Genomic DNA, 19340 nt, shown 5'->3' on the forward strand with positions numbered 1-19340 from the left:
ACCAGCGAGGAAGGGCGGAGCGTGCCGCTATCGAGCAATCGGAGAGAAATCCGCCGCTGGATCATCCAGCATCATCAGATTCTCACCCTCCGTGATGCCGAGGAGCGTTTTCCGTGACCCAGGCCGACCGACGCACCCGCCTGCCACAGGCCGCCGACGAGATCTCACTGCCGTCCGAGACCCGCGCCACCTCCGTGTTCGTCACCGGACACGTCCCGCGCCGCCGCAGGCTGATCATCCTGCTCAGCGTGCTGGGTGGCTTCCTGCTCACCGTCATCTGGTCGGCGGAGTTCGTCGACTCGACCATCGGCGACAACATCGCCAACACGATGCTGGGCCATGACGCCAAGGAGACCCCACTCACCGGCGTCGCGGCGGGCGTGCTCTTCGCGTTCGTCTCCGGCGTCGCCGGCACCTTCACCGCCTGCAACATCGCTGCCTTCGGCGCCATCGCCCCACTGGCCGGCACCTCCGGCGGCCGGCTCGGCCGCTTCCTGGCACCGCTGCGCCCGCTGGGCTGGATGGCGGTCGGCATGATCGTGGTGTCCGCCGTCTACGGCGTGATCGTCGGCCTGGTCGGCACGTCGATGCCCCAGTTCTCCACCGCCCCGAACACCCCCGGGTCCCTGTCGCCGCGCAGCATCCAGTCCATGGTGGTCTTCGGCCTGATCGGGCTGATCATGGTTTACCTGGGCCTGGCCGCGCTGAAGGTGGTGCCGGACCCGTTCGCCCGGATCGCCCGCCGGTACCCCAACGCGCCGCTGGTCTTCATGGGCGTGCTCATCGCCGGCTTCCTGATCGGACGGCCGTTCCCGCTGTTCCGCCAGATGTTCCGCGACGCCGCGGAGAGCGGAAACCCGCTGTACGGGGCCGCCGCGTTCACCCTCCAGTCGATCGGCAACATCATCATCATGGCGGTGCTGTTCCTGCTGCTGGCCTGGTTCGCCGGCAGCCGGCTGCAACGCTGGTTCGCCGCCCGACCGAGTCGACTGGCCGCCACCATCGCGGTGGCGTTCATCGTCGCGGGCGCCTTCACCTTCCTCTACTGGGACGTCCGACTGCTCGCCCGCCGCGAGATCATCCCCTGGTACCCGACCGCCCCCTGGGCCTGACCCGCGAACGGGGCGTGATGACGCGCGTTCGATCCGGAGGCCTCGCCACGAGGAGGCGACTCCTCCGGATCGAGCGCGCTCCGCGGAGCGACGATGATGATCGGTATGCGGGAGACGGTCGCCATCGCCTTGATCACGTCGCTGTCCACACTGACGGCCGCCGGCCTCACCGGGCTGGTCACCGCCCGCACCGTCCGCCGGCAGGTCACCGGCCAGCTCGCCGCCGCCCGGGAGGAACGCGCCGAGCAGCGTACGCTGCGCCGCGACCAGGAGCGGCGGGACACGTACGTGAGCTTCCTGGCCGCCTGTGACCGCGCGTACCGGGCGTTGGACACCGGATGGGTCGGTCCGGAGACCGCACCGGGCGAGGAGCAGCCGTACCCGGCGCTACGTGCCCTCGACGAGGCGTACAACCTGGTGTTGTTGGTGGGCCCGGACCCGGCGGCGAAGGCGGCCGGGGACACCGTGCGCAGCATCAACGAGGAGTACGCCCAGCAGCGCCCGCTGCACCGGGAGGCAGCGGGACCACTGGCGACCCGGCACCGTACCGAGCACCTTGCTGCGCTCCGGCGCCGGGCCGAGCGGCGCGACGCGTTCGTCACCATCGTCCGCACCGCGCTGGGAGCCGATCGGGTCGGCTGACGGCGGCAGCTCACCTACGCCGGGCGGTCGGGGCGGGGTGCCGTAGTCCGGGCAGGTACGGCGAGCCCTGCAAAGCCGACGGATCCCGCCGCGCGATCTTCTCGAACCTGGTGGACCGTAGCCGGGCGGCCCTGGCATAGGGATTCCGCCGCCGACGGGACGACCTGAGCCGGTCCATCCGCTCCTGCGCGGACCGGGCGTCCTTCATCACCTCGCGCACCAGCCCGCTTTCCTCCAGCAGACCGGCCAGCTGTGGGAAGTCGGCGAGCATCTCCCTCAGCACCTCCGCCCGCTCCACGGCGCTGGGCCGGACCTGCTGGCCATTCTTCAACCGACCCGAACCAGGGGTGCCACCGACGGGCGCCGCCGCCTCCCACTTGCGCACCATCTCCCTGTGCGCATCGGCGAGGTCCCGCCTGCGGTAGTCCCGCGGGCCCCCCAGATATCCTGTTTCGTTCCCAGCCTGGTTCGCGCGGTACCGCTCCTTTTCGAGCGCCTTGTCGACCATCCACCAGATCTCCTGCTCGGCGCGCCTCCTTGTCGGGGACTTGCTGTTCGGGGACGGATACGCACGGTTCGTTGACATCGCGGCACTCCGAGGTAGGCGGCAGTACCAGCCCAACGTCAGCGGAGACCGTGCGGTTCAACGCGCCGCCGAGTTGGAGGCTGCGTTCGGCGCCGGCGCGACACCTTCGCCCGGCGCGCGTGGCAGAAGTGGCCTGAGCCGGCGGGAGCCGCCGACCAGTCGACGTAGGGTAGCCAGGGGTCACCGCCGCCCGGTGACGAACCCGACCAGCGGAGAGGACCCACGATGGAGGGCATTGATCCCGCAGTGCCGCCCAGCGGCCCAGGCTGCGCCGACTGCACGGTGGCCGAACCGCCGGGCTGGTGGTTCCATCTGCGGCGCTGCGCCCAGTGCGGCCACGTCGGATGCTGCGACTCCTCACCCAGCCAGCACGCCAGCGCGCACCACGCCGCGACCGGGCACCGATTCGTCCGCAGCTTCGAGCCGGGCGAGGAATGGTTCTGGGACTACGCCGAGCAGATCATCTACGAGCAGGGCCCCGCGCTCGCGCCGCCCGCCCACCGCCCCGCCGAGCAGGGCGCACCGGGCCCGGCCGGCCGCGTCCCCGTCGACTGGCAACGGCACCTGCATCCGTAGCCTGCTCGCCGGCCACCCCGCCCGGCAAGCCGGGCCCCTGAGCATCGGGTGGTCCGGCTGGTGTCACCGGGTGAGACCGACCAGCGTGGCCAGGCGCGCCACGCCGGCCGGCGCCGGGTGCCGCTGAGCGACCTCGGCGATGACCGTACGCGCCAACGGCCGGCAGCGGACCTCGGCCGGCGCGACGGCGTCGGCGTCGACCAGCGCCCGCGCCGCAGCCCGCAGATCACCCACCTGGAGGTACGCCCGCGCCACGTCCACCAGGTAGGCGCCCCGGTGCTCGGCCGGCAGCCGCCGCCAGCCGTCCCGCCGCATGATCGCCGCGTGCCCGTGCACCGCCGCCCCGGCGTCCCCCAGTTCGATCGTCGCCACCACCCGCGTCAGCTCGACAGCCGCCGGCCCGAAACCGGTCCGCTGTGGATCGTCGTCACCCCGCACCTGGCCGGCAAGCCCGGCGGCCTGCCCGGTCAGCTCGGTGGCCCGCCGGGCATCACCACACCCTGCGGCAGCGAGCGCGGCCTGGAGCAGCAGCGTCCCGCGTACGGCGGCATCCTGCGGCCCGGCGGGAAGACGGCTCGCGGCGGCGAGGGTCGCGGCCTGGGCCAGCCGATGCCGGCCGAGTGCCCGCAACGCCTGCCCGACCGACACGGCCGCGGTGGCGGACAGCAGCGCGTCACCGCCCGCCGCCGCCATCGCCCGGTCTGCGGCCAGCCAACCCAGGTCCGCCTCACCGAGCTTCACCAACACCGACGCGGTGATCCGGTACGCCTGCACCAGCAGTTCCCGGCCCGGTGAACGCTGCACCACCTCCAGCAGCCCCGGCAACGCCCGCACCAGCTGCGCGTAGTGCGCATGCTGGTAACCCAGCCAGGCATGCTCGACCTGCCGCCGCACCTCGACGGCCGGCACCGCAGGGCCGGACGCGTGGTCGTAGCGGGCCAGCGCGGCGCGGATCCCGTCCACCCCGTCCGGCGGGCCAGCATCCTGCTGTCGCGGCGGGCGACGCTGGCCGAGCAACACCATCGGGTCGACCCGCAACACCTCGGCGATCTGCTGGATCGTCGGGTACCGGTCCAACCGCCGGGCCCCCCGCTCCACCTTGTCCACCCAGCTTTTCGACTTCCCCAACCGGTCGGCGAGCACCTGCTGGGTCATCCCCCGCCGTACCCGCCAGCGCGCCACCCGCCGACCGATCGGCAACTCACCGCTGCTGGTCACGCCGCCACCGCCGGTCCGGCACCGCCCGCGTGGTCTCCTCGACCGGTACGCGCTCCGCCTCGGCCTGCTCCAGCAGCCGCCGCCGGGCCGCCTCCCGCTCCGCCGCCTCGATCCGCTCGCCCCGACTTCCCGTGGCACCGTCCTGCCCGTTCATCCCACCTCCGCCGGCCTCGGCCGTGGAGACCTCGGTCAGGAGGGGCTGACCACCGTCTCATCAGGCCAGAGAGGACAATTTCCCCTCCGAACCGGACATTAGGACGAGCACGTGATGGTGTGATTACCACCAGTTATGCGCCCAGGCGGATGCCCATCCGGCCAGCGAGCAGCCGCAGATCGTCCGAGACGGCCCGACGCCTCGCTCGCTGGGCGAGGGCCACCACCGCATCGCGGGCGAGGGGATTCAGCGCGAACGGTACGGGTGCGGCTCGCTCGGCCTGCACGAACGCGCGGAGTGCCTCGGTATCGCGACGACCGCTGTCCGCCAAGGCCCGGCCAAGGTCGAGCCAGTAGGCCAACTGCCGGTTCTGCGCCGCAAGCACCTGGGGTCGCACCGTTCTGGACAGCTCGATCACCCGGCCCATCTCTCCCTGCTCCGCCGCGATGGACATCTGCCACAGGCCGACATTGGTCGGCCCGAACCCACAGCCGTTGAAGCCATCCCCGTCAGCGGGATCGCCGAGACTGGCTGCCTCCCGGGTCGCCTCGGCAAGGTGATCGCGAGCGGCATCCAGGCGACCGGCCACCGTTGACGTCAACGCAGCCGAGAGGTGCAGCTGGCCGAGCATCTGTCGCATCCGCACGTCGGCGGCGTCGGCCTGCAACTCGGCCAGTGACCGGTCGGCAGCCTTGGCCGCGAGCGATGCGGACTCGATCGGCAGGCTCTGCACGTAGGCAAACCGCGCCGCTGCTGTCCATGCCGAGTCCTCGACGCTCTCGGCAGCCGACATCGCGACCCTGGCCGCGTTGAGCGCCAGATGCCGGTATCCAAGATGCCGAAGGCACGTCGACGCCTGGTAGGCAGCCTGGACGAAGGACGGACCACCTACAGCGGCGGCCTCCAGCAGCAGGCTGGGGAGCATCCGAGCCATCGCCGGATAGTTGCAGATCATGCGAAGCTGATCGCTGCGCTCGATGGCGACGGCCAACTGTTCCGCCGCACGAGTCGGTGGCCGACGCTCGCCGTCTTCGATCTCGATCAGCGCCGACCAGATCGCTGGTACGCACTCCGCCGCACTCTCGCGGGCCGGGTCGCCGGGCTCGGTGCCCTGACCGAGCAGGTCGGCCACGGTCACCTGGAGGGCGGCAGCGAAAGCGACCAGCGTCGAGCGCCGGTCGATGGTCTTGCGCCCCGACTCGACCTGCGAGACGTACGACTGGCTGACTCCGGCAAGCCCAGCGAGGACGGCCTGGGACATTCCGCCTCGCCGCACCCGCCAGTAGCGGATCCTGGCACCAATTGTGTGACCGGCCCGACCGTCCATGATCTTTCCACCTCCCGGCGGCACCTCCGGCTTGCGGCTGCCCCAATCTCAACACGCTCAGGACGGGTCGTGCACGCGGAGTGGTCTTGGCCTCCGCGTTACCGCCCTCGACCAGGTCCCGCGTCGCCTCCACCGCCCTCCTGCCGGCCGCCGGCTTGTCAGAGCGCGACGATGGCTGCTGTTTCCGCTGGTAGTTCGATGCGGTCGCGTTGGACGGTGACGCCCTCGCCGGTGGCCAGGAGCACTCGGCGCGCCACGCCGGGCAGGGTCACCCGTTGGGGCTGGTGGGCGAGGTTGGCGGCGACCAGGCAGCCGCCGCGCCGCATCACCAGGAAGCGGTCGCCGTGGCGTACGTCGATGGCGAACAGGTGCGGGTCGGACAGTTCCGGGCGGGATTTCCGCAACGCGATGAGCCGGCGGTAGAAGTCGTACATCGCGCGGTGTTCGGGTTTTTCCAGCTCGGCCCAGTCCAACCGGGAGCGTACGAACGTCTGCTGGTCCTGCGGGTCCGGCACCTCGGCCGAGGACCAGCCGTGTGTGGCGAACTCCCGACGCCGACCAGCGACGACGGCGGTGGCCAGCTCCGGCTCGGGGTGGCTGGTGAAGTACTGCCAGGGGGTGGAGGCGGCCCACTCCTCCCCCATGAACAGCATCGGGGTGAACGGTGCGGCCATCAGCAGGGTCGCGCCGACGCGCAGCATCGCCGGTGACACGCTGGCGGTCAGCCGGTCGCCGGTGGCGCGGTTGCCGACCTGGTCGTGGTTCTGCAGGTAGGCGACGAAGCGGTGGCCGGGGGTGCGCTGGTCGACGGGGCGGCCGTGTTGGCGGTGGCGGAAGCTGGACCAGGTGCCGGTGTGGAAGAAGGCGCCGCGTAGCACCTCGGCGAGGCATTCCATGGTGCCGAAGTCGCCGTAGTAGCCGTGTTCCTCGTCGGTGAGCAGGGTGTGCAGGGCGTGGTGGGCGTCGTCGTTCCACTGGGCGTGCAGGCCGTAGCCGCCGGCCTCGCGTGGGGTGATCAGCCGGGGGTCGTTGAGGTCGGATTCGGCGATCAGGGACAGCGGGCGGCCCAGATGCACCGACAGACTCTCGACCTCGACGGCGATCTCCTCCAGCAGGTGGACCGCGCGGGTGTCGGGCAGCGCGTGCACGGCGTCCAGCCGCAGGCCGTCGACGTGGTAGTCGCGCAGCCACATCAGCACGCTGTCGAGGATGAAGCGGCGGACCCCGTCGGAGTGTGGGCCGTCCAGGTTGACGGCCTGTCCCCAGGGGGTGTTGCGGTCACTGAGGTACGGCGCGAACAGCGGCGCGTAGGCCCCGGAGGGCCCGAAATGGTTGTAGACGACGTCGAGGATCACCCCCAGACCCTTGGCGTGGGCGGCGTCGACCAGCCGTTTGAGGCCGTCGGGGCCGCCGTACGGTTCGTGCGGGGCGAACCAGCAGACGCCGTCGTACCCCCAGTTGTGCTCGCCGTTGAAGGCGTTGACCGGCAGCAGTTCGATCATGTCGACGCCGAGTTCGACCAGGTGGTCGAGCTTGCCGATGGCGGCGTCGAAGGTGCCTTCCGGGGTGAACGTGCCGACGTGCAGCTCGTAGAGGACGCTGCCGGGCAGTTGCCGGCCGGTCCAGGAGTCGTCGGTCCAGGTGAAGGCCGAGTGGTCGTAGACCCGGCTGGGACCGTGCACCCCGTCGGGCTGCCACCTCGACCGGGGGTCGGGCAGCGGCTGGTCGTCGTCGCCCAGCAGGAACGCGTAGTCGGGGCCGGCGCCCGGCACCTCGACCCGCCACCAGCCACCGCGGCCGGCTCTCATCTCGTGGTCGGCGACGCCGGGCAGGCGCAGCCGTACCCGTTTCGCCTCGGGCGCCCAGACCGTGAATTCGGACATGACGCAGCCTCCCGGGTCAGGTGGTGGGCACCAGCAGCGCGACGGGATAGTTGGCCAACAGATCCGCGACGCGGACCCGTCCATCACTGTAGACCCGCCCGGTGAACAGGCAAGACATCTGTTTAACGGGCAGTGACAGGGTGGTGTCGCGCCAGCCGCCGTCGGCGGTCAGGCGCAGCGGCAGGCGGGTGGCGACGGCGACCGCGCCGCCCCGGTCGAAGGCGACGGCGTGCCGGGCGGCGGGGCCGTGCACGACGACCGGCTGGTAGTCGCCGAACAGTTCCGGGCGGTCGCGGCGGGCGCGCAGGGTGCGGGAGACCACGAGCAGCTTGGCCGCGCCGGTGGCGTCCACCGCCGGCTGCCAGCCGGCGTCGAGCCGGGCCAGCAGTTCCCGGCGTACGGCGAAGTCCACCGGGCGGCGGTTGTCCGGGTCGACCAGGGAGTTGTCCCACAGCTCGGTGCCCTGGTAGGTGTCGGGTGTGCCGGGCATGGCGAGTTGGATCAGTTTCTGACCGAGGGAGTTGGACCAGCCGGCCGGGGTGATCTCGGCGGCGAAGGCGCTCACCGAGGCGTGCACCGCCGGATCGTCGTACACGGCGTCGACCAGGGCGTGCAGGGCCTGCTCGAAGGCCGGATCGGGGTCGGTCCAGCTGGTCGAGGCCGCCGCCTCCCGGGCGGCCTTCTCGGCGTACGCGTGCAGCCGCTCGCGGTCGACGGGCCAGGCACCGACGGCGGTCTGCCAGAGCAGGTGGGCCAGGGAGGCGTCGGGCAGCGGCACCGCCGCCATCCAGCCGGTGACCAGTTCCGCCCAGCGTTGCGGCACCTCGGCGAGGACGGCGAGGCGGGCCCGGACGTCCTCGCCACGTTTCGTGTCGTGGGTCGACAGGGTGGTCATGCTCGCCGGCCAGCGCTCGTGCCGGGCGGCGGCGAAGCGGTGGAACCGGCCGGGCCGGGTGCCGAAGTGGGCGGGGCTGCCGCCGACCTCGTTGAGCGCGACGAACCGGGTCCACCGGTAGTAGGCGGTGTCCTCCACCCCCTTGGCCATCACCGCACCGGTGTACTGCGGAAAGCGGCGGGCCAGCTCGTCGTCGGGGTCACGCAGCCGACGGGTGACCGCGTCCAACGCCCCGGTCAGGTCGGTGCGGCGGCGGCCGGCCTCGGCGCGGGCGTTGGCCAGGTGCCGGGCCCCGTCGGGCGGGTAGCCCCGGTAGACCGGGAACGCGGCGGCCAACTCGGCCAGGGCGGCGCGGGCGGCGTCGGTGTCGACGTCGGGGGCGAGCGCGGCCAGCCGGGTCAGTTCGGCGGCGAGCAGTCGGGTGGCGGCACCGAGTTTGGTGTCGTGGGTCAGGTCCGCCCAGGAGGTGGCCCGGCCTACCAGCCGGGTGTCCAGGGCGGTGAAGTCGGCTTCGGCGTCGCCGTCGACGAACAGGCCAGAGACCGCCGCGAGGGCGTCGTAGCCGGTGGTGCCGTCGACCGGCCAGGCCGGCAGCTCCTCGCCGTACTCCAGGATCTTCTCCACCACCAGCCAGGCGTCGGGGGCAGCGGCGCGCAACCGGGCCAGGTAGCCGGCCGGGTCGCGCAGCCCGTCGGGGTGGTCGACCCGGATGCCGTCGACCTCGCCGGCCGCCACCCAGGCCAGGATCAGTTCGTGGGTGGCGGCGAACACCTCGGGATCCTCCACCCGCAGCCCGGCCAGGCTGGACACGGCGAAGAACCGGCGGTACGTCAGCTCGGCGTCGCCGCGCCGCCAGGACACCAGCTCGTAGTGCTGCCGGTCGTGTACCTCGCGGGGGCTGCCCTCGCCGGTGCCGTCGGCGACCGGGAAGCGGTGCTCGTGGTAGCGCAGTTCCCCGTCGGCGAGGGTGAGGTCGGCCAGCGCGTCGGGGCCCTCGGCGAGCACCGGCAGCAGCAGCCGGCCCCGGTCCCAGTCGATGTCGAACCAGCCGGCGTACGCCGAGTCGCGTCCCCGGCGCAGCACGTCCCACCAGGCCGGGTTGGCGGCCGGTACGGCGACCCCGGCATGGTTGGGCACGATGTCCACGACCAGGCCCAGCCCGACGGTACGCAGCGCCCGCAGCAACCGTTGCCGGGCGGCCTCGCCGCCGAGTTCCGGGTTGACCTGACGGTGGTCGACCACGTCGTAGCCGTGCGCGCTGCCCGGGGCGGCGGTCAGCAGCGGTGCGCTGTAGAGGTGGGTTACCCCGAGGTCGGTGAGGTAGCCGGCGAGGCCGGCGGTGGCGTCCAGGTCGAAGTCGGGGCGCACCTGCACCCGGTAGGTGGCGCCGAGGGGCTTGGCGGTCATCTCAGGCGACCCTCTCCAGCACCACCAGGGAGCGGTCCGGTACGCAGACCGTGCCACCGGCCTCGATGGTGGTGCCCTTGTCCTGGTCGGGTTCGGCGGTGCTGATCACGATCTCCCAGCGGTGACCGAACTCGGCCGGCGGCGGGGTGAAGTCCAGGGGCGCGTCGTGGGCGTTGAAGCAGAGCCAGAACGAGGCGTCGTGGTGGCGTTGGCCGTACTGGCCGCGTTCCCGGATGCCCTCGCCGTTGACGAAGAGCGCCACCGAGCGGCCGAAGTCGTTGCCCCAGTCCTCGCCGGTCATCTGCCGCCCGTCGGGGGTGTACCAGGCCAGGTCGGGCAGGGGTTCGTCGACCTCCCGGCCGCGTACCGGCAGGCCGGTGAAGAAGCGACGGCGCTGGAACACCTGGTGTCGGCGGCGGAACTCGACCAGCCGGCGGGTGAAGTCCAGCAACTCGGTGTCGACGTTGTCCCAGTCGATCCAGGCGAGTTCGCTGTCCTGGCAGTAGGCGTTGTTGTTGCCCCGCTGGGTGCGGCCCAACTCGTCGCCGTGACCTATCATCGGTACGCCCTGGGACAGCAGCAGGGTGGCGATGAAGTTGCGCCGCTGCTTGGCCCGCAGGGCGAGCACCCCGGGGTCGTCGGTGTCGCCCTCGACGCCGCAGTTCCAGGAGCGGTTGTGGCTCTCCCCGTCCCGGTTCTCCTCCCCGTTGGCCTCGTTGTGCTTGTCGTTGTACGACACCAGGTCGGTCAGGGTGAACCCGTCGTGGCAGGTGACGAAGTTGATGCTGTGGAAGGGCCGGCGGCCGTCGTCCTGGTAGAGGTCGGCGGAGCCGGAGATGCGGGAGGCGAACTCGGCCAGGGTGGCCGGTTCGCCGCGCCAGAAGTCGCGGACGGTGTCCCGGTACTTGCCGTTCCACTCGGTCCACTGCGGCGGGAAGTTGCCGACCTGGTAGCCGCCGGGGCCGACGTCCCACGGCTCGGCGATCAGCTTGACCCGGCTGACCACCGGGTCCTGCTGCACCACCTCGAAGAAGGTGGAGAGCCGGTCCACCTCGTAGAACTCCCGGGCCAGGGTGGCGGCCAGGTCGAAGCGGAAGCCGTCGACGTGCATCTCGGTCACCCAGTACCGCAACGAATCCATGATCAGTTGCAGTGAGTGCGGGCTGCGGACGTTGAGGCTGTTGCCGGTGCCGGTGTAGTCGACGTAGTACTGCCGGTTCTCTTCCGACAGGCGGTAGTAACTGGGGTTGTCGACGCCCTTGAAGCTGAGCGCCGGGCCGAGGTGGTTGCCCTCGGCGGTGTGGTTGTAGACCACGTCGAGGATGACCTCGATGCCGGCCGCGTGCAGCGCCTTGACCATGCCCCGGAACTCCTGCACCTGCTGGCCGAGGTGGCCCAGCGCCGAGTAGGCGTGGTGCGGGGCGAAGAAGCCGATGGTGTTGTAGCCCCAGTAGTTGCGCAGGCCCAGGTCGGCCAGGCGGTGGTCGTTGACGAACTGGTGCACCGGCATCAGCTCGATGGCGGTGATGCCGAGCCGGGTCAGGTGCTCGATCATCGGCGGTGCGGCGATGCCGGCGTACGTGCCGCGCAGTTCCTCGGGGATGCCGGGCAGCCGCATGGTCAGCCCGCGTACGTGCGCCTCGTAGATGACCGAGTGGTGGTACGGGATGCGCGGCGGTGCGTCGTTGCCCCAGTCGAAGTACGGGTTCACCACCACCGACTTGGGCATGTACGGCGCCGAGTCGGTCTCGCTCATCCGCTCCGGGTCGCCGTGGGTGTAGTCGTAGACCGCCGGATCCCAGCGCACATCCCCGTCGATCGCCTTGGCGTACGGGTCGATGAGCAGCTTGTGCGGGTTGCAGCGCAGCCCGTTCGCCGGGTCGTACGGCCCGTGCACCCGGTAGCCGTACCGCTGCCCCGGCCCGAGCCCCGGGATGTACGCGTGCCAGACGTACGCGTCCACCTCGCGTAGCTCGACCCGGCGTTCGGTGCCCACGTCCCACTCGTCGAAGAGGCAGAGTTCGATCCGCTCGGCCACCTCGGAGAAGATCGCGAAGTTGGTGCCCATCCCGTCGTACGTGGCGCCGAGGGGATACCGCTCACCCGGCCAGACCTGCATGTCGCTCCTTAGGCCAAGAATCATGAGCGCGCGCCCGCACCATGAGCACATCGTCCGGCGGAGCCCGGGTGATGCGCGGGGCGGTAATGCCCCGCCCGGTCCGCCGCCAATCCATCCGATCGGGTGAATGCCGGGTATCCGCCCGACCGACCCCGAATGGATCCCTGTGGTGCCGTCTGTCACTGTGACCGTCCTCAAGGTGCGGAACCGGCCAGCATGACGTTTCCTTGTTTGCGGGCAACTGCCCGCGCGCCGGTGATCGTGCCGATCGGTCGGCGCGTGGTCGCGCGCCTCGATCCTCGCACCGCCGGACACGTCCGCGCGTGTCCGAAACCCAACGCTGTTCCTTCGCCGCCACCGACGCCGGCGCGTTCCCTCCTGCACGGACGGAGACTGATGTGACGACCCTGCGGGTCGGCGGGCGGACCGCCACCGCCACGGACCGGGTCCACCGGCCCACCCTCACCTCGCGACCCCAGATCCCGGCCCAGCCCGGCCCGGCCACCCCGCCGCGGACCCACCGCATCCTGATGCTGTCCTGGGAGTACCCGCCGGTGCTCGTGGGCGGCCTCGGCCGGCACGTGCACGCCCTGTCGGTGGCCCTGGCCGCCGCCGGCCACGAGGTCACCGTCGTCACCCGTCACGCCGAGGGCGCCCCGCTGGAGGAGTACGTCGACGGTGTCCGCGTCGTCCGCGCCGCCGAGGACCCGGTGACCTTCCCGCTGGCCACCGAGAGCCTGCTGGCCTGGACCATGGCGTTCAACCACACGCTCACCCGGGCCGCGTTGCGCGCCGCCGACACCGGCGGGTACGACGTCATCCACGCCCACGACTGGCTGGTCGCGCACACCGCGATGACCCTGCGCGAACACCTCGACCTGCCGCTGGTCAGCACCATCCACGCCACCGAGGCGGGCCGGCACCAGGGCTGGCTGCCCGGCGAGATGAACCGCACCATCCACGGTGTCGAGCAGTGGCTCGGCACCGAGTCGACCCGGGTGGTGGTCTGCTCCGGCTACATGCGCGACGAGGTGACCGGGCTGTTCGGCGTGCCCGCCGGCCGGGTCGACGTGGTGCCCAACGGGGTGGAGCCGCACCGCTGGCGGGTGCCGGCCAGCGCGGTCGCGCAGGCGCGGGCCCGGTTCGCCGGGGACGGTCCGCTGGTCACCTTCGCCGGCCGGCTGGTGTACGAAAAGGGCGTGCAGCACCTGCTCGCCGGGCTGCCCCGACTGCGGGAGCGGCACCCCGGGCTGCGCGCGGTGATCGTCGGCGACGGCCCGTACCGGGCCGAACTGGAGGCCGACGTGCACCGGCTCGGCCTGGCCGGCACGGTCAGCCTGCCCGGCTTCCTCGGCGGGACGGACCTGCCGGCGGTGATGGCCGCCTCGGACTGCTTCGCGGTGCCCAGCATCTACGAGCCGTTCGGCATGGTCGCCCTGGAGGGGGCCGCCGCCGGTGCGCCGCTCGCGGTCGCCGAGACCGGTGGGCTCGCCGAGATCGTCGAGCCGGGCGTCACCGGCATGACCTTCCGCCCCCACGACCCGCAGGCGTTGGCCGACGCGGTGCACACCCTGCTCTCCGACACCGAGCGAGCCCGGTCGCTGGCCCGCCGGGCCCGCGCCATGGTGCACGAGCAGTACGGCTGGGCCGCCATCGCCAGCCGCACCGGGGCCACCTACGCGGCGGCCATCGCCCAGGCGCCCGGCTTCACCGCCGAACGGGCCGCCCGGCAGATGGCGTACGGCCGGCAGGGCGCCGTGGTGCCGGAGGGCAACCTGCTGGTCGCCGCCGGCCTGCGCTGACCCCGCCCGGCCGAGTCCCCACCACCCCCGCCCGGCCGAGTCCCCACCACCCCCGCCCACGCTTTGCTCTGCTTCAACCGACGCAACGGCGCCTGAGCTGCATCAGGATGCCCGCCTCGCTGGCCGCGATCCAGATCGCCGCGGGCTTCGTCGACCGATCGGCAACGACCGCAAGTGCCGCACCGCGATGGACACGGAACGCGAGCGTTGCGTGGGGTGAAGCAGAGCAAAGCGCGTGGGGGATGGTGGGAGGGGGCGAATCGGCGTCACGGTCAGTGATGACCGAAAGGGAGGCGGCACGGGGAGCACGTCGGGTGGCGGGCTCCGGCGACGGCGGGGTCCCAGCGCGAAGGCCGGACGCCTGCCGTTTCGCGTCGTCGGGCAGGCCCGTTCGGGTAGCCGATTCTGCCGTTACGATCTTGTATCCGCACTGGTCAACGCCGGTTCACATCCGACAGACTCGCGTACATCCAGCGGGGGTGGGTCGAGGAGGGTGTCGGTTGCGGGTGCTCCTGGTGGAAGACGATCTGCGCGTGTCGGCGGGGCTCGCCTCGGCGCTGCGACGGCGGGGGCACGAGGTGGTGCAGGCGGTCACGGCCGCCGAGGCGGTCGAGGCCGAGCCAGTCGACCTCATTCTGCTCGACATGAACCTGCCCGACCGCGACGGCCTGGAGGTGTGCCGGCGGATCCGCCAGCACAACGAGGTGGTCGCCATCATCGCGGTGACCGCCCGCGCCGAGGAACACGACCGGGTGGCGGGGTTGCGGGCCGGCGCCGACGACTACGTGGTGAAGCCGTTCTCGATGGTGGAGTTGCAGGCACGCATCGAGGCGGTGATGCGGCGGACCACCCGTACCGTCCGGACCGTGACCGCCCTGCAGGTCGGCCCGCTGCGCATCGACGTGGACGCCCGGCGGGTCTGGGTCGCCGACCGGGAGGTCGCCCTGTCCCGTAAGGAGTTCGACCTGCTGGTGGCGCTGGCCCGGCAGGCGGGCACGGTGGTGCCCCGGGACCGCCTTCAGCTGGAGGTGTGGCAGACCACCTGGGCGACCCGACACAACCTGGACGTACACGTCGCGGCGCTGCGCGGCAAGCTGGACGACGCCGGACTGGTGGAAACCGTACGCGGTGTCGGTTATCGGTTGCGAGCCGCCTGAGCCGGCGACCGCGCAGCGGCCCGCGAACCTCAGATGATCCTCAAGATTCCCAGCTCGCAGCCCCGTGACCGGCGCGATCCGGGTGTGCTGGTCGATACCCAGCCATCCCTCCTGTTTGGAGATCCCCCTTGAGATACAGACGGACAACGGCCGGTGTCTTCTCCAGTCTGCTCGCCGCCATCCTCGCGGCTACCGCGTTGCCCGCCCAGGCCCACGGCCAGTTGGCGGGAACCGCCCTGCAGATGCAGGCGGAGCCGAACCAGGTGCAGGGCCTGACGGTCGTCCAGAGCGACGGGTACGCGACGCTGGCCTGGACCCACGTCGACGGGGCCACCGACTACCAGATCGAGCGCACCCCGGTCGCCGCCGACGACACCACCACCGGCAACTCCGTGATCGTCGGAGTCTGGCGCCCGAACCGTCAGATCAATAACTCCGAGCCCACCTTCGCCGACGCCGGCTTCGCCCCCGGCAACCGGTTCCAGTGGCGCGTCCGGGCCCGCTTCGGCACCACCGCGCAGCCGTACTCGGCTCCGGTCACCGGCACCACCAAGGCGCACTGGGGCGACCTGAACACCCCCGGGCAGAACCTGCGTACGCAGTGGGAGACCACGCTGGGCGCGCAGTACACCAGCGACGTCAACGAGTACGCGTACACCGCGGCGATCGACGAGCTGAGCGACCGGGTCCGCGTGGTGGAGCTCGGCCGGACCATCAACAACCGGCCGATCAACATGTTCGTGATCGGCTACCCCACCCCGCCGGCGACCCCGGACGCGGTGGCCGCGACGAACCCGCTGCTGGTCAACTGCAACGTGCACGGCAACGAGCCGGGTGACCGCGAGGCGTGCTTCATCATGGCCCGGCAGCTGGCCTTCACCGAGGACCCCACCACCCTCGACCTGCTGTCGAAGACCACCATGCTGATCCTGCCGACCATCAACGGTGACGGCCGGGCGGCCAACAGCCGGGGCAACTCCACCGGTCAGGACCTGAACCGGGACTACTCGCTGATCCGTCAGCCGGAGACCCAGACCTTCGTCGAGATGGTCCGCGACTACCGGCCGATCGCCAGCTACGACGGGCACGAGTACGGCAACACCAACACCGGTGACCTGCCGATGCTGCCGCCGCGCCACCAGAACGTGGCCCAGGGGATCTTTGACGAGTCGCAGAACATGATCGAAGGCCACATGTACACCGAGGGCGCCAAGGACGGCTGGTGGGCCTGCCCGTACGGCTGCACCGGGGCCAGCGTCGGCCTGGGCGAGGAGACCATCCTGCGCAACACCCTCGGCCTGAAGAACGTGGTCAACTCGCTGCTGGAGCTGCGCAGCTCCGGTGGACCGACCCGGCCGGACGAGAGCAACACCGCCAACAACCGCCGGCGTAAGACCTACTCGGCGCTGTGGACGTTCAACCAGTTCCTGGCGTACCACGGGGCGAACGTCGGCAACATCACCGCGGCCCGGGCCGAGGCGATCAAGTTCCAGTCGGCGAACGACGGCCGGATCGTCTTCCGGGGTTCCCGCCCGATCGAGGCGTACCCGGCCCCGCACCCGGGCGACACCCCGCCGCCGGTGGACGCGCCGCGTGAGGACCAGATCCTGGAGCAGGTGCCGTGTGCCTACAAGCTCACCGAGGAGCAGTACAACGGGGCGCGTACCGACGGCCCGAGCGGCCGGCAGACCACGGTGGCGCAGCGCCTCGCCGCCCACGGCTGGAAGGTGATCAAGGTTGCCGACGGCTACCTGGTCCCGCTGTCGCAGCCGGAGCGGGGTCTGGTGCCGCTGCTGCTCGACGAGCGGGCCGCTGAGGGCCTGGTCGTCGGTGAGCGGATCGCCCCGACCCTGACCGGTACGCACAACGGTCCGCTGACCGTCTCCGGGGTGGCCTGCCTGGACGGCGCCACCGTTCGGGGCCCGGTCCGGGTCCAGCCGGGTGCCACGCTGATCGTCAACGGCGGCTCGATCAACGGGCCGGTGGACGCCAGCGGTGCGGCCGGGTTCGTCCTGACCGACAGCACGGTCAACGGCCCGGTGAACGTCACCGGCACCCGGGGCCCGGTGGTCCTGGTCGGCAACAAGGTGAGCGGCCCGGTCAACGTGGTCAACAGCACCGGCAGCGCACCGCTGGTCGCCGGTAACACCGTCAACGGCCCCCTCGGCTGCACCGGCAACAGCCCGGCGCCGGCCAACCTGGAGGTCGCCAACTCGGTCAGCGGTCCGAAGTTCAACCAGTGCGCCAGCCTGTGACACCTTCGTACCGATGACCGTCGTACCGGCAGGCCGGTTCCGCGCCCGGCCTGCCGGTACCCCTCACCAGCCACAGTGGAGAGATCGTGACCGACACCTTTGCTCGGCTCGCGCGGCCGGGCGCCCGCCGCGCGCGGGTGACGCTCGCCGGTACGGCCGTAGCCCTGCTCGTCGCGGCGGCCGGATGCACCAGCGGATCCGACCCGACGCCGGCCAGCCCGCCGATCGCGGTCGCGGTGACCGGTTCGCTGTGCGACCAGTTGCCGGCCGGTGACGAGCCGGGCAATCCCAACTCCCTGGTCGGCCAGCCCGCAGACCAGGCCCTGCAATGGATTCCGGTGCTCACCACGTTCGAGGCGGCCGTCCGGGCCACCGGCCTGGCCAGCGAGCTGACCGGATCGCCGGGGGTGACCATCCTCGCCCCGACCGACGACGCGTTCACCGCCAAGTTCTCCCGGACCAACCTGGACGAGTTGCTCCTGCAGGACACCGACAAGCTGCGCGAACTGCTGCGCGACCACGTGGTCACCGGGCCGATGCCGGTGGCCGAACTGGTCGACGCCGGCAGCGCGACCACCCTCGCCGGTACCCGATTGACCGTCACCGGCCAGGACCAGGGCGCCCGCATCGCCGACCGGGCCGACACGGTGTGCGCGGACTACCAGGCGGCCAACGCCCGGATCCACGTGATCAACCAGGTGCTCGGCTCGCTGCCCACCACGGCGGGCACCGAAGACGACCACGACCACACGATTCACTGACCGCCGCGGGGCACAAACCCCCTCCCCGCGGACCACGACGGCCGCCGACCCCCGATCCAGGGGCGGCGGCCGTCGTCGTGTCGCGGCAGGGGCGAGATGTTAAGAAGGGCACCTTCCTCTACCGGAGGCGTTAGGAAGGTGCCCTTCCTTACCGGTCAGCGCTTTTCGAGCGGGAGGTAGTCGCGTTCGGCGGCGCCGGTGTAGATCTGCCGCGGGCGGCCGATCTTGGTCTCCGGGTCGTTGATCATCTCGCGCCACTGGGCGATCCAGCCGGGCAGTCGACCGAGCGCGAACAGCACGGTGAACATCTTCGTCGGGAAGCCCATGGCCTTGTAGATCAGGCCGGTGTAGAAGTCCACGTTCGGGTAGAGCCGCCGGGAGACGAAGAAGTCGTCGGCGAGGGCGATCTCCTCCAGCTCCATGGCGATGTCGAGCAGCGGGTCGGGCGTGGCCATCCGGCCGAGCACGTCCTGGGCCGCCTTCTTCACGATCGCGGCACGCGGGTCGTAGTTCTTGTAGACCCGGTGGCCGAAGCCCATCAGCTTGACGCCGTCCTGCTTGTCCTTCACCTTGCGGACGAAGGACTGCACGTCACCGCCGTCGGCCTGGATCCGCTCCAGCATCTCCAGCACCGCCTGGTTGGCGCCGCCGTGCAGCGGGCCGAACAGCGCGTTCACGCCGGCGGAGACCGAGGCGAACAGGTTGGCGTTGCTGGAGCCCACCAGGCGCACGGTCGAGGTGGAGCAGTTCTGCTCGTGGTCGGCGTGCAACACGAACAGCATGTCCAGCACCCGGGCCACCACCGGGTCGACCTCGTACGGCTCCGCCGGCACGCCGAACGTCATCCGCAGGAAGTTCTCCACGTAGCCCAGCGAGTTGTCCGGGTAGAGCAGCGGCTGCCCGATGGACTTCTTGTAGGCGTACGAGGCGATGGTCGGGACCTTCGCCATCAGCCGGACCGTGGACATCTCCACGTGCTGGGCGTCGAACGGGTCCAGGCTGTCCTGGTAGAACGTGGAGATGGCGCTGACCGCCGAGGAGAGCACCGCCATCGGGTGCGCGTCCCGGGGGAAGCCGTCGAAGAACCGGCGCATCTCCTCGTGCAGCAGCGAGTGCCGGCGGATCCGCTCGCTGAACTCGGTCAGCTGCTCGCTGGTCGGCAGCTCACCGTAGATCAGCAGGTAGGAGACCTCCAGGAAGGAGCTCTTCTCGGCCAGCTGCTCGATCGGGTAACCCCGGTAACGCAGGATGCCCGCGTCCCCGTCGATGTAGGTGATCGCGGACGAGCAGGCGGCGGTGTTGACGAAACCCGGGTCGTACGTCGTCAGCCCGGTTTCCTTCAGCAGCTTGCCCACACCGACACCGGCGGGGCCCTCGACCGCGGAATGTACCGGCATCGACAGCTGCCCGCCGGGGTGGTCGAGCTTGACTTCCGTCATGTGTTTC

15 protein-coding genes are annotated in these 19340 nt (G+C 71.2%); 7 read left to right on the forward strand and 8 right to left on the reverse strand.

What is annotated here, in order from left to right:
• Positions 1-113 precede the first annotated feature (113 nt).
• Both E0H26_RS21735 and E0H26_RS21740 read left to right on the forward strand, forming a co-directional pair.
• Positions 114-1112: a hypothetical protein gene (locus E0H26_RS21735; RefSeq protein WP_131306636.1), complete on the forward strand. Its 999-nt coding sequence runs from the start codon at positions 114-116 to the stop codon at positions 1110-1112.
• 93 nt (positions 1113-1205) lie between these two features.
• A complete protein-coding gene (locus E0H26_RS21740) occupies positions 1206-1754 on the forward strand; it encodes a hypothetical protein (RefSeq protein WP_131306638.1) in 549 nt (182 codons plus the stop codon).
• Between the two features lie 10 nt (positions 1755-1764).
• Here the strand turns inward: E0H26_RS21740 and E0H26_RS21745 are convergent, their stop codons facing one another.
• Complete coding sequence (locus tag E0H26_RS21745; protein WP_131306640.1) at positions 1765-2340, reverse strand: hypothetical protein; 576 nt, start codon at positions 2338-2340, stop codon at positions 1765-1767.
• Positions 2341-2565: 225 nt separating this feature from the next.
• Between E0H26_RS21745 and E0H26_RS21750 the strand changes: the two genes are divergently transcribed.
• Positions 2566-2916, forward strand: a complete 351-nt coding sequence (locus E0H26_RS21750) for a UBP-type zinc finger domain-containing protein (RefSeq protein WP_131306642.1) — start codon at positions 2566-2568, stop codon at positions 2914-2916.
• Positions 2917-2979: 63 nt separating this feature from the next.
• Here the strand turns inward: E0H26_RS21750 and E0H26_RS21755 are convergent, their stop codons facing one another.
• The 6 genes from E0H26_RS21755 to glgX all read right to left on the reverse strand — a co-directional run bounded on the left by E0H26_RS21755 (position 2980) and on the right by glgX (position 11919).
• On the reverse strand, positions 2980-4134 hold the full coding sequence (locus tag E0H26_RS21755; protein ID WP_131306644.1) for a helix-turn-helix domain-containing protein: 1155 nt from the start codon (positions 4132-4134) through the stop codon (positions 2980-2982).
• Positions 4118-4288 carry a hypothetical protein gene (locus E0H26_RS29405; RefSeq protein WP_165521950.1) on the reverse strand — a complete coding sequence of 57 codons (171 nt, stop codon included), beginning with the start codon at positions 4286-4288 and terminating at the stop codon, positions 4118-4120. Before E0H26_RS29405 ends, E0H26_RS21755 begins: the two co-directional genes overlap by 17 nt.
• Positions 4289-4421: 133 nt before the next feature.
• Positions 4422-5615, reverse strand: a complete 1194-nt coding sequence (locus E0H26_RS21760) for a helix-turn-helix domain-containing protein (RefSeq protein ID WP_131306646.1) — start codon at positions 5613-5615, stop codon at positions 4422-4424.
• A 158-nt stretch (positions 5616-5773) separates the two neighbouring features.
• Positions 5774-7498 (reverse strand): malto-oligosyltrehalose trehalohydrolase, encoded by a 1725-nt coding sequence (gene treZ / locus E0H26_RS21765; RefSeq protein WP_131306648.1) that lies wholly within the window; start codon positions 7496-7498, stop codon positions 5774-5776.
• A 16-nt stretch (positions 7499-7514) separates the two neighbouring features.
• Positions 7515-9800, reverse strand: coding sequence for a malto-oligosyltrehalose synthase (treY, locus tag E0H26_RS21770; protein ID WP_131306650.1), 2286 nt, complete (start codon positions 9798-9800; stop codon positions 7515-7517).
• A gap of 1 nt (position 9801) precedes the next feature.
• On the reverse strand, positions 9802-11919 hold the full coding sequence (glgX, locus tag E0H26_RS21775; RefSeq protein ID WP_131306652.1) for a glycogen debranching protein GlgX: 2118 nt from the start codon (positions 11917-11919) through the stop codon (positions 9802-9804).
• A gap of 398 nt (positions 11920-12317) precedes the next feature.
• Here glgX and E0H26_RS21780 point away from each other — a divergent pair, with 398 nt between their 5' ends.
• From E0H26_RS21780 to E0H26_RS21795, 4 genes are all read left to right on the forward strand, one after another.
• Positions 12318-13721 carry a glycosyltransferase family 4 protein gene (locus tag E0H26_RS21780; protein ID WP_131306654.1) on the forward strand — a complete coding sequence of 468 codons (1404 nt, stop codon included), beginning with the start codon at positions 12318-12320 and terminating at the stop codon, positions 13719-13721.
• Positions 13722-14221: 500 nt separating this feature from the next.
• Positions 14222-14878, forward strand: coding sequence for a response regulator transcription factor (locus E0H26_RS21785; protein ID WP_131306656.1), 657 nt, complete (start codon positions 14222-14224; stop codon positions 14876-14878).
• A gap of 128 nt (positions 14879-15006) precedes the next feature.
• Entirely contained in the window at positions 15007-17133 is a 2127-nt protein-coding gene (locus tag E0H26_RS21790) for a M14 family zinc carboxypeptidase (protein WP_240742306.1), read from the forward strand.
• A gap of 86 nt (positions 17134-17219) precedes the next feature.
• Positions 17220-17894, forward strand: coding sequence for a fasciclin domain-containing protein (locus tag E0H26_RS21795; protein WP_165521951.1), 675 nt, complete (start codon positions 17220-17222; stop codon positions 17892-17894).
• A 155-nt stretch (positions 17895-18049) separates the two neighbouring features.
• Here the strand turns inward: E0H26_RS21795 and E0H26_RS21800 are convergent, their stop codons facing one another.
• Positions 18050-19333 carry a citrate synthase gene (locus tag E0H26_RS21800; protein WP_131306659.1) on the reverse strand — a complete coding sequence of 428 codons (1284 nt, stop codon included), beginning with the start codon at positions 19331-19333 and terminating at the stop codon, positions 18050-18052.
• Between the last annotated feature and the right edge of the window lie 7 nt (positions 19334-19340).

The sequence above is a fragment of the Micromonospora zingiberis genome (assembly GCF_004331455.1).
Classification (GTDB): domain Bacteria; phylum Actinomycetota; class Actinomycetes; order Mycobacteriales; family Micromonosporaceae; genus Micromonospora; species Micromonospora zingiberis.

Coding starts and splice junctions, on each gene's coding strand:
- E0H26_RS21740 (WP_131306638.1), top strand. CDS start 1,206: ATGATGATCGGTATGCGGGAGACGGTCGCCATCGCCTTGATCACGTCG.
- E0H26_RS21745 (WP_131306640.1), bottom strand. CDS start 2,340: ATGTCAACGAACCGTGCGTATCCGTCCCCGAACAGCAAGTCCCCGACA.
- E0H26_RS21750 (WP_131306642.1), top strand. CDS start 2,566: ATGGAGGGCATTGATCCCGCAGTGCCGCCCAGCGGCCCAGGCTGCGCC.
- E0H26_RS29405 (WP_165521950.1), bottom strand. CDS start 4,288: ATGAACGGGCAGGACGGTGCCACGGGAAGTCGGGGCGAGCGGATCGAG.
- E0H26_RS21760 (WP_131306646.1), bottom strand. CDS start 5,615: ATGGACGGTCGGGCCGGTCACACAATTGGTGCCAGGATCCGCTACTGG.
- treZ (WP_131306648.1), bottom strand. CDS start 7,498: ATGTCCGAATTCACGGTCTGGGCGCCCGAGGCGAAACGGGTACGGCTG.
- treY (WP_131306650.1), bottom strand. CDS start 9,800: ATGACCGCCAAGCCCCTCGGCGCCACCTACCGGGTGCAGGTGCGCCCC.
- glgX (WP_131306652.1), bottom strand. CDS start 11,919: ATGCAGGTCTGGCCGGGTGAGCGGTATCCCCTCGGCGCCACGTACGAC.
- E0H26_RS21800 (WP_131306659.1), bottom strand. CDS start 19,333: ATGACGGAAGTCAAGCTCGACCACCCCGGCGGGCAGCTGTCGATGCCG.